12 protein-coding genes are annotated in these 12,274 nt (G+C 51.9%); 11 read left to right on the top strand and 1 reads right to left on the bottom strand.

Translation table 11 applies throughout. The features are described 5' to 3' along the window. Window positions 1-120 precede the first annotated feature (120 nt). The 10 genes from PCI15_RS12965 (at window position 121) to PCI15_RS12920 (ending at window position 11,145) form a co-directional block, all read left to right on the top strand. Entirely contained in the window at window positions 121-801 is a 681-nt protein-coding gene (locus PCI15_RS12965) for a phosphoribosylanthranilate isomerase (protein ID WP_376787811.1), read from the top strand. A 19-nt stretch (window positions 802-820) separates the two neighbouring features. Further along, complete coding sequence (gene trpB, locus PCI15_RS12960) at window positions 821-2,005, top strand: tryptophan synthase subunit beta (RefSeq protein ID WP_271274615.1); 1,185 nt, start codon at window positions 821-823, stop codon at window positions 2,003-2,005. 38 nt (window positions 2,006-2,043) lie between these two features. Then, window positions 2,044-2,847: a tryptophan synthase subunit alpha gene (trpA, locus tag PCI15_RS12955; protein ID WP_271270376.1), complete on the top strand. Its 804-nt coding sequence runs from the start codon at window positions 2,044-2,046 to the stop codon at window positions 2,845-2,847. Window positions 2,848-2,880: 33 nt separating this feature from the next. Then, window positions 2,881-3,744, top strand: a complete 864-nt coding sequence (accD, locus tag PCI15_RS12950; RefSeq protein ID WP_271270375.1) for an acetyl-CoA carboxylase, carboxyltransferase subunit beta — start codon at window positions 2,881-2,883, stop codon at window positions 3,742-3,744. A gap of 114 nt (window positions 3,745-3,858) precedes the next feature. Further along, window positions 3,859-5,151: a bifunctional tetrahydrofolate synthase/dihydrofolate synthase gene (gene folC / locus PCI15_RS12945; RefSeq protein ID WP_271270374.1), complete on the top strand. Its 1,293-nt coding sequence runs from the start codon at window positions 3,859-3,861 to the stop codon at window positions 5,149-5,151. 1 nt (window position 5,152) lies between these two features. Beyond that, entirely contained in the window at window positions 5,153-5,704 is a 552-nt protein-coding gene (locus PCI15_RS12940) for an SPOR domain-containing protein (RefSeq protein WP_271270373.1), read from the top strand. A gap of 106 nt (window positions 5,705-5,810) precedes the next feature. Continuing rightward, window positions 5,811-6,329, top strand: a complete 519-nt coding sequence (locus PCI15_RS12935) for a CvpA family protein (protein ID WP_271270372.1) — start codon at window positions 5,811-5,813, stop codon at window positions 6,327-6,329. 33 nt (window positions 6,330-6,362) lie between these two features. Further along, the gene (gene purF, locus PCI15_RS12930; protein ID WP_271270371.1) at window positions 6,363-7,880 is read left to right on the top strand and encodes an amidophosphoribosyltransferase; all 1,518 of its coding nucleotides are present in this window, start codon (window positions 6,363-6,365) and stop codon (window positions 7,878-7,880) included. Window positions 7,881-8,011: 131 nt separating this feature from the next. Beyond that, on the top strand, window positions 8,012-8,971 hold the full coding sequence (locus tag PCI15_RS12925; RefSeq protein ID WP_271270370.1) for a tRNA dihydrouridine synthase: 960 nt from the start codon (window positions 8,012-8,014) through the stop codon (window positions 8,969-8,971). A gap of 293 nt (window positions 8,972-9,264) precedes the next feature. Beyond that, a complete protein-coding gene (locus PCI15_RS12920; protein WP_271270369.1) occupies window positions 9,265-11,145 on the top strand; it encodes a methyl-accepting chemotaxis protein in 1,881 nt (626 codons plus the stop codon). Window positions 11,146-11,198: 53 nt separating this feature from the next. On the opposite strand, the gene PCI15_RS12915 is transcribed toward PCI15_RS12920, so the two are convergent. Continuing rightward, complete coding sequence (locus PCI15_RS12915; protein WP_271270368.1) at window positions 11,199-11,612, bottom strand: immunity protein Imm33 domain-containing protein; 414 nt, start codon at window positions 11,610-11,612, stop codon at window positions 11,199-11,201. Window positions 11,613-11,780: 168 nt separating this feature from the next. On the opposite strand from PCI15_RS12915, the gene PCI15_RS12910 reads away from it, so the two are divergent. Then, window positions 11,781-12,224: a YbaN family protein gene (locus tag PCI15_RS12910; protein WP_271270367.1), complete on the top strand. Its 444-nt coding sequence runs from the start codon at window positions 11,781-11,783 to the stop codon at window positions 12,222-12,224. Window positions 12,225-12,274 lie beyond the last annotated feature (50 nt).

The following is a 12,274-nucleotide window of genomic DNA, read 5'->3' as shown; positions in this document are numbered from 1 at the left end:
CTTCATAATTAGATATAAGTTTATTGTGTGATGTGCACGCAGCTTGTGTGCGAATTGTACAGTATTCATGATTTGAGCCTGTCTGGCAGGCTGTGTAACAGACAAGCAGGAGAGCTGCAGTTGGCGGTTGAAACGGCTACTGGCAATTCAGAGCATAATAACATTGGATCCGGTACGGCAGCCCGGGTGAAAATCTGTGGTATTACCTGTCTTGAAGATGCGCTTATGGCCATCGACGCAGGTGCTGATGCGCTGGGGTTCGTATTTTATGCGCCAAGCCCACGCTACGTGAGTCCTGAAACTGCGGCGGAGATTATTCGCCAGCTTCCTCCCTTTGTTACCACGGTTGCGCTCTTTGTTGACGCGCCAGCAGAGGATGTTGCCGCTGTTGTTGAACTGACTCAGATAGACCTTCTGCAATTCCATGGCAAAGAAACCGCCGCCTATTGCGAGCAGTTCAGCCGTCCTTATTTCAAAGCCCTGCGTATGTCCGCTGACATTGATGTCAGTCTGGCTGCTGCTGAGTACCCCTCGGCCCGGGCAATTCTGCTGGATGCTTATCGCAAAGGGGTGCCCGGCGGCACCGGCGAAAGCTTTGACTGGCAACGTATACCTTCAGATCTTCCTAAGCCTTTAATTCTGGCGGGTGGTCTGGACGGGTCCAATATTTATCGTGCTATCACCCAGGTCAGCCCGTTTGCGGTTGATGTCAGTGGCGGGGTAGAGCGAGTCAGGGGGCGAAAGTCGCCTGAGAAAATCAATACCTTTATGAGTGAGGTGGCACGTGCCAACTACAGCTGAACTTGCAATCGCAAAGCAGATGCCTGATCAGGGTGGTCACTTCGGTGACTTCGGTGGTCGTTATGTATCTGAGACCCTGATGGCTGCATTGCAGCATCTTGAACATACTTATGAAACCCTGTGGGCTGATCCTAAGTTTCAGGAAGAATTTGACCGCGATCTGGCACATTATGTTGGCCGTCCGTCGCCACTGTATCATGCGGAGCGTTTGTCCCGTGAGCTGGGCGGCGCGCAGATTTACCTGAAGCGTGAAGACCTTAACCATACCGGTGCCCATAAGGTGAACAATACCATCGGTCAGGCGTTGCTGGCCAAGCACACCGGTAAGCCGCGGATCATTGCTGAAACCGGTGCCGGTATGCACGGCGTTGCCAGTGCCACAGTTGCTGCCCGTCTGGGGCTTCAGTGCCAGGTTTACATGGGTGAGGAAGATGTCCGCCGTCAGGTGATGAACGTCTACCGTATGAAATTGCTGGGTGCTGAGGTTATTTCGGTCAGCTCCGGTACCAAAACCCTGAAAGACGCGATGAACGAAGCCATGCGTGACTGGGTAACCAATGTTGATAATACATTCTACATTATCGGTACCGCTGCAGGCCCGCATCCTTATCCGAAACTGGTGCGTGATTTCCAGTCTGTTATTGGTCGTGAAGCCCGTAAACAGTGTCTTGATCAGGCCGGTAAACTGCCGGATGCGCTGATTGCCTGTGTTGGCGGTGGATCCAATGCCATTGGTTTGTTCCATCCGTTTATTGAAGATGCTGATGTGCGTATGGTGGGTGTGGAAGCGGGCGGTAACGGTCTGGAAACCGGTGAGCATGCTGCGCCACTGACTGCCGGACGTCCGGGCGTACTGCACGGTAACCGTACCTATCTGATGGAAGATGACGCGGGTCAGATCCTTGGCACGCACTCAGTGTCTGCCGGTCTGGATTACCCGGGTGTCGGTCCTGAGCATTCTTATCTTAAGGATATTGGCCGTGCTGAATATACTGCGATCAACGATGACGAAGCGCTGGACGCTTTCCGCCGTCTGACGCTGGTTGAAGGCATTATGCCGGCACTGGAATCCAGCCACGCAATTGCTCAGGCGATGAAGATGGCACCGACGATGGATAAAGATCAGGTTTTACTGGTCAACCTGTCAGGTCGGGGTGATAAAGATATGCATACCGTTGCTGCGATTGATGGTATTAAGGTTTAACAGCGGTTTACGCAGACAGCGAAAGAGTACTGAATATTATGAGTCGTATAAGTTCCTGTTTTGAAAAGTTGCAGGCAGAAGGTCGTAAGGCACTGATTCCTTACGTTACTGCCGGCGATCCGGCCCCGGGTGTTACGCTGCCGTTAATGCATGCGATGGTAGAGTCCGGCGCAGATATTATTGAGCTGGGTGTGCCCTTCTCTGACCCGATGGCTGACGGTCCTGTTATCCAGTTGGCGTGTGAACGGGCCTTGAGTCACAACACCAGCCTGCTGGATGTGCTGGCGGTGGTAGCTGAATTCCGTAAGACAGATCAGACCACTCCGGTCGTACTGATGGGGTACCTGAACCCGATCGAAGTAATGGGGTATGAGGCATTTGCTCAGGCTGCTTCTGACGCCGGTGTCGACGGCGTACTGACCGTCGATCTGCCACCAGAAGAAGCGGTTGATTTCGGCCCGCTGATGAAGGCTAAAGACATTGATGTCATTTACCTGCTGGCACCGACGACTGTTGAATCCCGCATAGAGAAAATCTGTGCCGCGGGCAGTGGTTATGTGTATTACGTGTCGGTTAAAGGTGTGACCGGTTCTGCCAGTCTGGATGTTGATGACGTGGCAAGCCGGTTGGATATCATCCGCAAGCATACAGATATGCCGGTGGGTGTGGGTTTTGGTATCCGTGATGATGCGTCTGCCCGGGCAATTTCTGAAGTTGCTGACGGTGTAATCGTCGGCAGCGTACTGGTTAATAAGATCGCCGAACTGGCTGATCAGCAAGATAAGATTCCTGAAGCAGTGGCTGCAATTACCGGTAGCATGCGTCAGGCCATGGATAAATAAGCCCGCTGAAGAAATGCGGTTAGTGGAGTCATAATGAGTAACTGGCTGGAAAAAATTGTTCCCTCTCTGGCGCGTTCTTCAGAGAAGAAACGTACCAACATTCCTGAAGGTCTGTGGAAGAAGTGTGCAAAGTGTGAATCGGTACTGTACCGCCCGGAACTGGAAAAGAATCTGAGCGTTTGTCCGAAGTGTGATCACCACATGCGGATTGGTGCGCGTCCACGTCTGGAAATGTTCCTGGACGAAGACGGACGTCAGGAAATCGGTGCAGAGGTGACACCGGTTGACCGTCTGAAGTTTAAAGATTCTAAAAAGTATAAAGACCGTCTGGCTGCTGCGCAGAAAGATACCGGTGAGAAAGATGCGCTGGTTGCGATGCGCGGTGAAGTGAACGGCCTGCCGGTTGTGGCGGTTGCATTTGAGTTCCGCTTCATGGGCGGCTCAATGGGTGCTGTGGTTGGTGAGCGTTTTGTGCGTGCTGCTAATGTGGCGCTGGAAGAGGGTATTCCGCTGATCTGTTTTGCTGCCAGTGGCGGTGCGCGTATGCAGGAAGCTCTTTTCTCCCTGATGCAGATGGCGAAAACCAGTGCGGCACTTGAAAAGCTGAAAAATGCAGGCGTACCGTACATTTCTGTGCTGACTGATCCTGTATACGGCGGTGTATCTGCCAGTCTGGCAATGCTGGGTGACCTGAACATCGGTGAACCCCGTGCCCTGGTTGGCTTTGCAGGTCCGCGGGTTATTGAGCAAACGGTACGTGAGAAGTTACCGGAAGGCTTCCAGCGCAGTGAGTTCCTGCTGGAACACGGTCAGGTTGATATGATTATTAACCGTGGCGAGATGCGCGACCGTTTATCTTCTATTCTGCGTATGATGCAGGGTAAGCCGGCAGCATAAGTTGCAGAGGCGAATACTTCGAAGGCCGATTTTGCTTAGCAAGTCGGCTTTCTTGTTTTTAATGGTTTTTTAGCATTGCAGACCGTTTTCAGGTCGTAACTGATGGCAGTGAGTATGTCTGAGCAAACAGCAAATAAAAAAGATCTGGCGCAGTGGCTGAGCTGGATTGAGCAGTCCCATCCCAGTGAAATTGAGCTTGGTCTTGAAAGGCTTAATGAAGTCTACCAGCGGCTGAATCTGGATCTGTCGGTCTCGAAGGTTGTCATTATTGGCGGCACCAACGGTAAGGGCTCAACGGTTGCGATGCTGGACCAGGCATTGCGTGATGCAGGCAAAACCGTTGGTTGCTTTACTTCGCCTCATTTCCTTCGTTACAACGAGCGGATCAAGCTGAACGGTCAGCAGGCGCAGGATGAGGTGCTGGTAAGTGCGTTCGAACGTATTTATGCGGCCTGCGGTGATACTTCGCTGACATACTTTGAATACAATGCGCTGGCGGCTCTGATTGTGTTTGCTGATGCCAAGCCGGATGTCATGCTGCTGGAAGTCGGACTGGGCGGTCGCCTGGATGCAATCAATATTGTCGATGCGGATATCTCTGTGGTTACAACGGTCGCTGTCGATCATATTGACTGGCTGGGTGATGACCGCGAAAAAATCGGTTATGAGAAAGCCGGTATATACCGAAGCGGACGGCCGGCGGTATGCGGTGATCCGGATGCGCCGAAAATGCTGCTCGATTACGCCGCTGAAATTGGCGCTGAACTGTGCGCCCGCGGCGATGATTTTCAGCTGACTGAACACGCTGACGGCCGCTGGGACTGGCAGGGGAAGTCTGCCACTGGTGATGTTGTCAGTTATAAAGGGTTGCCGGATATAAATTTACCGAAACCAAATGCGGCAGTTGTGATCCAAGTACTGCAGTTGCTTGGGGTGTCGCCTGAGGAAGGTGAGCTTGCGGCCAGCCTGGCAGCAGCATCGCTGACCGGCCGCTTGCAGCGCATAGAGCGCCACGGCTGTCAGTATACGCTGGATGTGGCGCATAATCCGCAAGCAGCTGAATACGTTACCCGACGGCTGAATACTGAACCCTGTTCAGGTAAAACCTGGATGGTGCTGGGGATGCTGGCAGATAAGGATATTACCGAGGTGCTTGGTCACCTTAAAGATTTAGCGGATCAGTGGTTGCTGGTAACGCTTGATGTTCCCCGGGGGCAGACAAGTGCAGCCCTGGCTGAAATGCTGCAGCAGCAGGGGGTCGCCAGCGACCGTCAAACTGCTTATGATAGTGTGGCGCAGGCGCTGGAAGGGCTTGTGCCTCAGTTGAGCACCGGTGATCGGGTTGTGATTGCCGGCTCATTCTTTACCGTCAGTGGTGCGCTGGCGGCACTTGAACTGGAAGGCTAGTGTGACAGATGTGCTTAAACAGCGCCTGGTAGGTGCAGTCATCGTAATACTGGCAGCGGTTGTGCTGCTGCCGGTGCTGTTCGACGGTGCCGGTTATAAAGAACGGCATCTGGATAGCCGTATTCCTGCGGAACCAGAGCTGGCTGAGGTGATTATCAGTGAGCCGGAGAACGAGCGCTTGCCGGATACCGACGAGCCTGCGGAACCGCAGCCTGCGGTTACCATTAAAGCCAAGCCTGCTGTGCTGGCCGAACAGGTAGAAAAAGTTGCCCCTGAAATTGATTTGAGCACCGATACGCCCACGCTGGATGCAGAGGGTGTGACGGTTGCCTGGACCCTGCAGTTGGCCAGCTTTAAAGATGAAGATAATGCCAAAGCGTTACGCCGCCAGCTTATTAAGGCGGGTTATAAAGTATATACCCGTAAAAATGGCAGCCTGATTAAGGTGTTTGTCGGGCCGGATGTGCAGAAAACCAGGCTCGAGTCGCTGCAGGGCGGGATCAAGGAGCAGTTTGGTCTCGACGGTATAATCGTGCGTTTTACCACCCGATAGGCATTGGGTAATGTCGCAGGCTCTGGTAGAATCCGCGGCATTGCAGATAACAGGCTGTTTCAGCCTACTGACAGTCCCTTTAACAGGGCTTGGATAACTGATTGTTATGACACTGAACTGGGCCGACTGGGCAATTGTCGGTATCGTTGTTTTGTCGGGTCTATATAGCTTGCGCGGTGGTTTCGTAAAGGAAGCCCTGTCGCTGGTCACCTGGGTTGCCGCATTCGTTATCGCGCGTCTTTTTGCTCCTTCTATGAGCACCTTGCTGGATGATTTTATCAGTACACCTTCAGTACGCATCGGCGGGGCTTTTATCCTTTTATTTGTCGCTACCCTTATGGTGGGCGCTATTCTTAATAATCTGATCGGAATGCTAGTAGAGGCGACCGGTCTGAGTGGCACGGACCGCATTCTGGGCGTAGGCTTTGGAGTGGTACGTGGCGGATTAATCGTTGTCGTGCTGGCGGCGTTACTGGTGCGTTCACCGGTCGTCAGTGATCAGTGGTGGAATGAGTCCCAGCTAATTCCCCACTTCCTGTTGCTTGAAACCTGGACCCGGGACACAGCCACTGATATTGGCTCGCTGATCTGGAATATAGGTGTCGACGGGATCAATAATAATTAACTTTGCTGTAATTGCTTAGCTGAGGTGTCTTAAATGTGCGGTATTGTTGGCGTGGTTGCCAAGTCCTATGTAAACCAGACGATTTTTGATGCACTGACAGTGCTCCAGCACCGTGGCCAGGACGCCGCAGGTATGGTGACCTGCGACGAGGATCGTTTTTTTCTGCGTAAGGATAATGGTTTAGTCAATGAGGTTTTCCGTACCCGGCACATGAAGCGCCTGGTAGGTAATCAGGGTATCGGTCACGTCCGGTACCCGACGGCGGGCAGCTCAAGTTCTGCAGAAGCTCAGCCGTTCTATGTAAACTCTCCTTACGGGATTGCGTTAGCGCATAACGGTAACCTGACCAATGCTGAGCAACTGGCTGAGCAGATGCGCAATGAGAATCTGCGTCATATTAATACAACGTCTGATTCTGAAATTCTGTTAAATATCTTTGCCCATGAATTGCAGCAAATCGGTAAGCGGGTACCTACCGCAGACGATATTTTCACGGCAGTGAAAGCCGTGCATGAGCGTTGCATCGGCGGTTACGCAGTGGTTGCTGTTATTACCGGTTATGGCATCGTTGCCTTCCGGGATCCTAACGGTATCCGTCCACTGGTATACGGTAAGCGCGAAACGCCGAACGGTACTGAGTTTATGGTTGCTTCAGAATCTGTTGCACTGGATATTTCCGGTTACACACTGGTGCGTGATATTGCCCCGGGTGAAGCAATCTACATTTCTCAGGAAGGCGAAGTGAGTACGCTGCAGTGTGCGCCGAAAGCTGATTTTGCCCCGTGTCTGTTTGAATACGTGTATCTGGCGCGTCCTGACTCCATTATGGATGAAGTGAACGTATACAAGTCGCGCATGCGTATGGGTGAAAAACTGGCTGAGAAGGTCATGCGTGAGCGTCCGGATCATGACATCGACGTGGTGATTCCGATTCCGGATACCAGCCGAACTTCTGCACTGGAAATGGCCCATCATCTGAACGTGAATTTCCGGGAAGGTTTTATTAAGAACCGTTACATTGGCCGTACGTTTATTATGCCGGGTCAGGAAATGCGTGAGAAGTCTGTGCGCCGTAAGCTGAACCCGATTGAGCTGGAATTCAAAGACAAGGTGGTCATGCTGGTTGATGACTCGATTGTTCGCGGTACCACGTCCCGGCAGATCGTTGAGATGGCCCGGGATATGGGTGCGAAAAAGGTGTACTTTGCCTCTGCAGCGCCAGCTGTCCGTTTCCCGAACGTATACGGTATCGATATGCCTTCAGTGGACGAGCTGATCGCCCATGACCGGACCGATGATGAAGTCGGTGAACTTATCGGTTGTGACTGGATGCTGTATCAGGATCTTGATGATCTGAAAGAATGTGTCCGCGCCGGTAACGAAGAAATTAACAATTTCGACAGTTCAGTGTTTAACGGTGAGTACATCACCGGTGACATTGATCAGGCGTATCTGGACCGTATCGAAGCCAAACGTAATGATGCTGCTAAAGCGGGTAAAGATACCAAAGACGGTAATGATTCCACTGATCTGCTAACCAAGATCAGTTAACAGGGTTACCGGCGTCAGCGCCGGTTCCGTCAGTGCAGAGGAGTGACCGGTTAGCCGGACACTCCTTTTTACATTTAAGGGGCACCGTATCGTCTGTCGGTGCTGTCATGCCAGGATTAAAGTCTCCGTTTATGAAGATTGTTTTAGCGCCGATGGAAGGGGTTGTGGACGCCACAATGCGCCACATGCTGACAGATATCGGTGGTGTTGATCAGTGCGTTACCGAATTCGTGCGGATCTCTGACCGTCTGTTGCCGCGTAAAGTGTTTCACCGGCTGTCGCCTGAACTGCTGAACGGCGGTAAAACTGCCAGTGGTGTGCCGGTCATTGTTCAGTTGCTGGGCAATCATCCGGAAATGATGGCCATGAATGCCTGTCGTGCGGCGAAGCTGGGTGCGCCGGGTATTGATCTGAATTTTGGCTGTCCGGCAAAAACTGTCAATAAAAACCGGGGTGGGGCGGTTTTGCTGCAATTCCCGGAAGAGATTTACAGCATCATTAAAAAGGTCCGTCAGGAAGTGCCGGCGGATGTGCCTGTCACCGCTAAGATGCGACTGGGTTTTGCGGATAAGTCGCTGGCACTTGAAAATGCACGGGCCATTGCTGATGCTGGCGCTGATGGTCTGGCAGTCCATGCGCGGACCAAAGTTGAAGGCTATAAACCGCCTGCGCACTGGGAATGGATAGCCCGCATCCGTGAGGCTGTTGATATCCCTGTTACCGCCAATGGTGAAGTCTGGGATTATCAGGATTATCTGAAGTGCCGCGAGGTCAGTGGCTGTGATGATGTCATGATCGGGCGGGGGCTGATTGCTTCACCGGACCTGGGCCTGATGATTAACAGCCACAATCGCGGTGAAGATTTTCAGGCGATGAGCTGGCCCTGTATGCTGTCAGTGTTAGAGGATTATCTGGAGCGGGTCGTCGTGCAGATGGCGCCTAAGTATGTTCATGGCCGGCTTAAACAGTGGTTGAAAATGATGCAGCGGCGTTATCCTCAGGCAGAACAGATGTTGCTCGAAATGCGTACCCTGAAAGAGGTGGGGGAGGTTCGCAGTTTTCTGCAGGCGTATAAAGCGCAGGCGGTTTGATCCGTATCGGGTCACGGAGTTCTCCGTGGCCTTCAGACATGCCGTTTTACGACGGCCGAAACTCATCCAAAAGTCGAAATATTCGGCGTTTGTAATCCGTTGATTTTATTGATCCAGCGCTATAGACAGCATATCCCGTGGCTTGCAGTACCCAATCTGTGATGTAAGTAGATTGTTCAGGGCACCCGACAAAAGTAGTATTCGCAGAATACCCATTTGTCTGATTACGACAACAAGAATTAGTTCCGGCGCGGGTAATTTTTTCGCTGACATGAGTAGCATAAAGAGGTTCTATGAAAGTCTCCCATAAAATTGCAGTGGTAGCATCGGCTGTTGTTGCGGTTATTTTTACCATTTTTTCCTGGTTTCAGTATGCGTCAGTGAGGGATTCACTGTATAGCACCGCAGCGAGTAATACCCAGGAAGCAACACAGGCATTGTCGGCCCAGATTACTAACTGGCTGAATGCCAAGCTGGCACTGATCGATATGACCGCTCAGGTAATTGATGCTGAATTTACGCCTGAGGCCATTCAGCAGACATTTGATGCGCCGATCCTGAAGCGTGAGTTTGAGTTGATCTTCGGTGGTCTGGCAACAGACGGCAAGCGGATAACCAATGATTCGAGTTGGAATCCTGCCGGCTGGGATGCCCGTAAACGTCCGTGGTATCCGTATGCGCAGGAGCATAACCGGGCAGTACTGACAGCGCCGTATAATGACGCTGCTTCCGGGTTGCTGCTGGTATCAGCTGTCACCAAGTTTACCGATAACGGAGCCTTTAAGGGGGCTTTCGGCGGTGATCTGAGCTTGCAGGTCATTTCTGATGCGGTGAATACCCTGAATTTCAACGGCGCGGGCCATGCATTCTTACTGGATAGCAACGGCAGCATTATCAGCTATCCGGGCGGTGAGTTTGACGGCAAGCAATTGTCAGATATTTTCACGGCTGATCAGCCACAGCTGAACAATCAGCTGCAGGAAGTAAGCTTTAAGGGTGAAGCGGTCCTGACCTCATTCACCAAGCTGGAAGGGCTGTACGGCAGTGACTGGCTGATCGGCGTTATTCTGGAAAAAGACATTGTCATGGCAGAAGCTACCGCGCTGGGCGTACGGGCGTTAATCGTCACCGTGCTGAGCGTGCTGATCTGTTCTGTTGTGCTGTATATGACAACAACCCGTCTGCTGACGCCGTTGCAGAATCTACGGGAGTCACTGATTGATATTAATTCCGGTGAAGGTGACCTGAGACACCGTTTGTCCGTGGACAGTAAAGATGAGTTTGGTCAGGTATCAGTCGACTTTAACGAGTTCGTATCGCACCTGCAGGCACTGATTCAGGATGTCAAAACCACCTCTACGGATATTCTGACGAGTACGGAGCTGACAGCCGGTTCGGCCAATGAATCCGTATCCCGTCTGACGCAGCAACTGAGCGAACTGGATCAGTTGGCGGCGGCAATGCATGAGATGTCAGCGACGGCTCAGGATGTTGCCCAGCACGCCCAGCATACCGCTGATGCGGCCAATCAGGCTGATCAGGCTGCAGAGCAGGGTGCCGGCATTGTTTCCCAGACGACGTCTTCTATCGAGAAGCTGGTCGTTGATATGGATAACGCGGTGAACACCATCAATGAGCTGGCAGATTTCAGTAATAACATAGCCTCTATTCTGACCGTTATTACCGGTATTTCTCAGCAAACTAACCTGTTAGCACTTAACGCGGCGATTGAGGCTGCGCGGGCGGGTGAAGCTGGCCGTGGATTTGCCGTGGTGGCTGATGAGGTGCGTGCGCTGGCTTCCCGGACTCAGCAATCCACTGAAGAAATTCAGGAGATGATCGATCAGCTGCAGAACGGTGTAACCAATGCAGAGCAGACCATCAGTCAGGGCCGTAACATGGCCAGTGAAACCAGTGAGCTTGCCAGTGAGGCCAATGGTGCACTGCTGAATATCCGTGACAGTATCCGCAGTATCAGTGAAATGACCATTCATATTGCAACGGCGGCGGAAGAACAGAGTGCAACGGCTGAAGAGATTAACCGTAACACGACGAATATCCGTGATATCAGCCAGACGGTGTCCGACAGTGCTAATGAGCAGTCTCAGCTGTGTCACGGCATGGTTGAACTGACCCAGAAACAGGATGCGGGTCTTAATCAGTTCAAAGTGTAAACATCCGGAATTAAAACAAGCGCCTCAGGGCGCTTTTTTTATATCTGCCAGTCTTAAATGTCCAGGTCTTCTTCTTTGACGCTGAAGCGCCCCAGATCATTGGTGATTTCAACGTCCGGGCTGGCGGTCGGAATTTTGAAATCGTATACCCGTTGCCATTCAGTGCAATCCGGTGTCCGTTCCCAGACTGTGCCAGCGTTATATTCAAGCAGAGATTGAAGAGAAGGGTCCAGGTTGGTGATTTTGTCCATCGGAACCGTTGCCATGTTGGCAATGTCATCTTCAAGGTATTCAGGGGCTTCGTAGCCTGTATATAAGCGCCATCCGGTATCGTTCAGATGTTCAGGTACAGTTTTGTACATGAAGCGAACCGGCAGCTTTTCATCAAAAATCATCCGCGAGGCAAGTACCAGATATCCGTTTTTGGTTTGATTGGTTTCCGGATTTTGTGTGTCGCTGGTTGTCATGCGCAGATCCTGTCAGTTAAAAAGGAGCGCATTATAGCCTGTCCGGATGGATGAGTTTAGCCCTGGGTCTCCCCGAAAGGGGGGTACAAAGTATGATTATGAAAATAAATGGCGTAATGCATATTTATGACTTGGTTTGTTGTCATCATGTATTTATGCTGTTTGGTTATGAACCCGTTGAAAGATTCATCCGTTCCCGGCCGCGAATCATCCGTTATCAGTGAGGAAGTGGCCACCGTTTCTTCATTCTGGCGGCCATTGTTGCTGCTGGCAGGCTGGTTATCACTGATTCTCGGCGTGATTGGTATCTTTCTGCCATTGCTGCCGACGACACCATTCCTGCTGCTGACAGCGACCTGCTTTGCTAAATCATCGCCGCGGTTTCATGGCTGGCTGATGAGTCATCCGAAACTCGGGCCGCCCATACGGGACTGGCAAGAGTACCGCTGCATTGTTCCTGCCACCAAGCGCCTTGCAACCGTGCTGATCGTGCTTAGCTTCAGTGTTTCGACTTTTATAGTTAAGTACCTGATTCTGAAGGTCATGCTGGTAACAATGATGTGTGGCTTACTGGTCTTTATCTGGCGCACCGCTGACGGGCCGTCCGAGTAATTTTTTCCTGACTTTAATTGCGCTGAATCAGGCCCTGGCGGTTTGTTACT

The organism is Aliamphritea hakodatensis (assembly GCF_024347195.1).
GTDB classification, from domain to species: domain Bacteria; phylum Pseudomonadota; class Gammaproteobacteria; order Pseudomonadales; family Balneatricaceae; genus Amphritea; species Amphritea hakodatensis.
This window is presented reverse-complemented; position numbering and strand designations above follow the sequence as displayed.

What these genes read in the sequence shown, in the direction of transcription:
- trpB (WP_271274615.1), top strand. Translation starts at nt 821, where the DNA reads ATGCCTGATCAGGGTGGTCACTTCGGTGACTTCGGTGGTCGTTATGTA.
- trpA (WP_271270376.1), top strand. Translation starts at nt 2,044, where the DNA reads ATGAGTCGTATAAGTTCCTGTTTTGAAAAGTTGCAGGCAGAAGGTCGT.
- accD (WP_271270375.1), top strand. Translation starts at nt 2,881, where the DNA reads ATGAGTAACTGGCTGGAAAAAATTGTTCCCTCTCTGGCGCGTTCTTCA.
- folC (WP_271270374.1), top strand. Translation starts at nt 3,859, where the DNA reads ATGTCTGAGCAAACAGCAAATAAAAAAGATCTGGCGCAGTGGCTGAGC.
- PCI15_RS12935 (WP_271270372.1), top strand. Translation starts at nt 5,811, where the DNA reads ATGACACTGAACTGGGCCGACTGGGCAATTGTCGGTATCGTTGTTTTG.
- purF (WP_271270371.1), top strand. Translation starts at nt 6,363, where the DNA reads ATGTGCGGTATTGTTGGCGTGGTTGCCAAGTCCTATGTAAACCAGACG.
- PCI15_RS12925 (WP_271270370.1), top strand. Translation starts at nt 8,012, where the DNA reads ATGAAGATTGTTTTAGCGCCGATGGAAGGGGTTGTGGACGCCACAATG.
- PCI15_RS12920 (WP_271270369.1), top strand. Translation starts at nt 9,265, where the DNA reads ATGAAAGTCTCCCATAAAATTGCAGTGGTAGCATCGGCTGTTGTTGCG.
- PCI15_RS12915 (WP_271270368.1), bottom strand. Translation starts at nt 11,612, where the DNA reads ATGACAACCAGCGACACACAAAATCCGGAAACCAATCAAACCAAAAAC.
- PCI15_RS12910 (WP_271270367.1), top strand. Translation starts at nt 11,781, where the DNA reads ATGAACCCGTTGAAAGATTCATCCGTTCCCGGCCGCGAATCATCCGTT.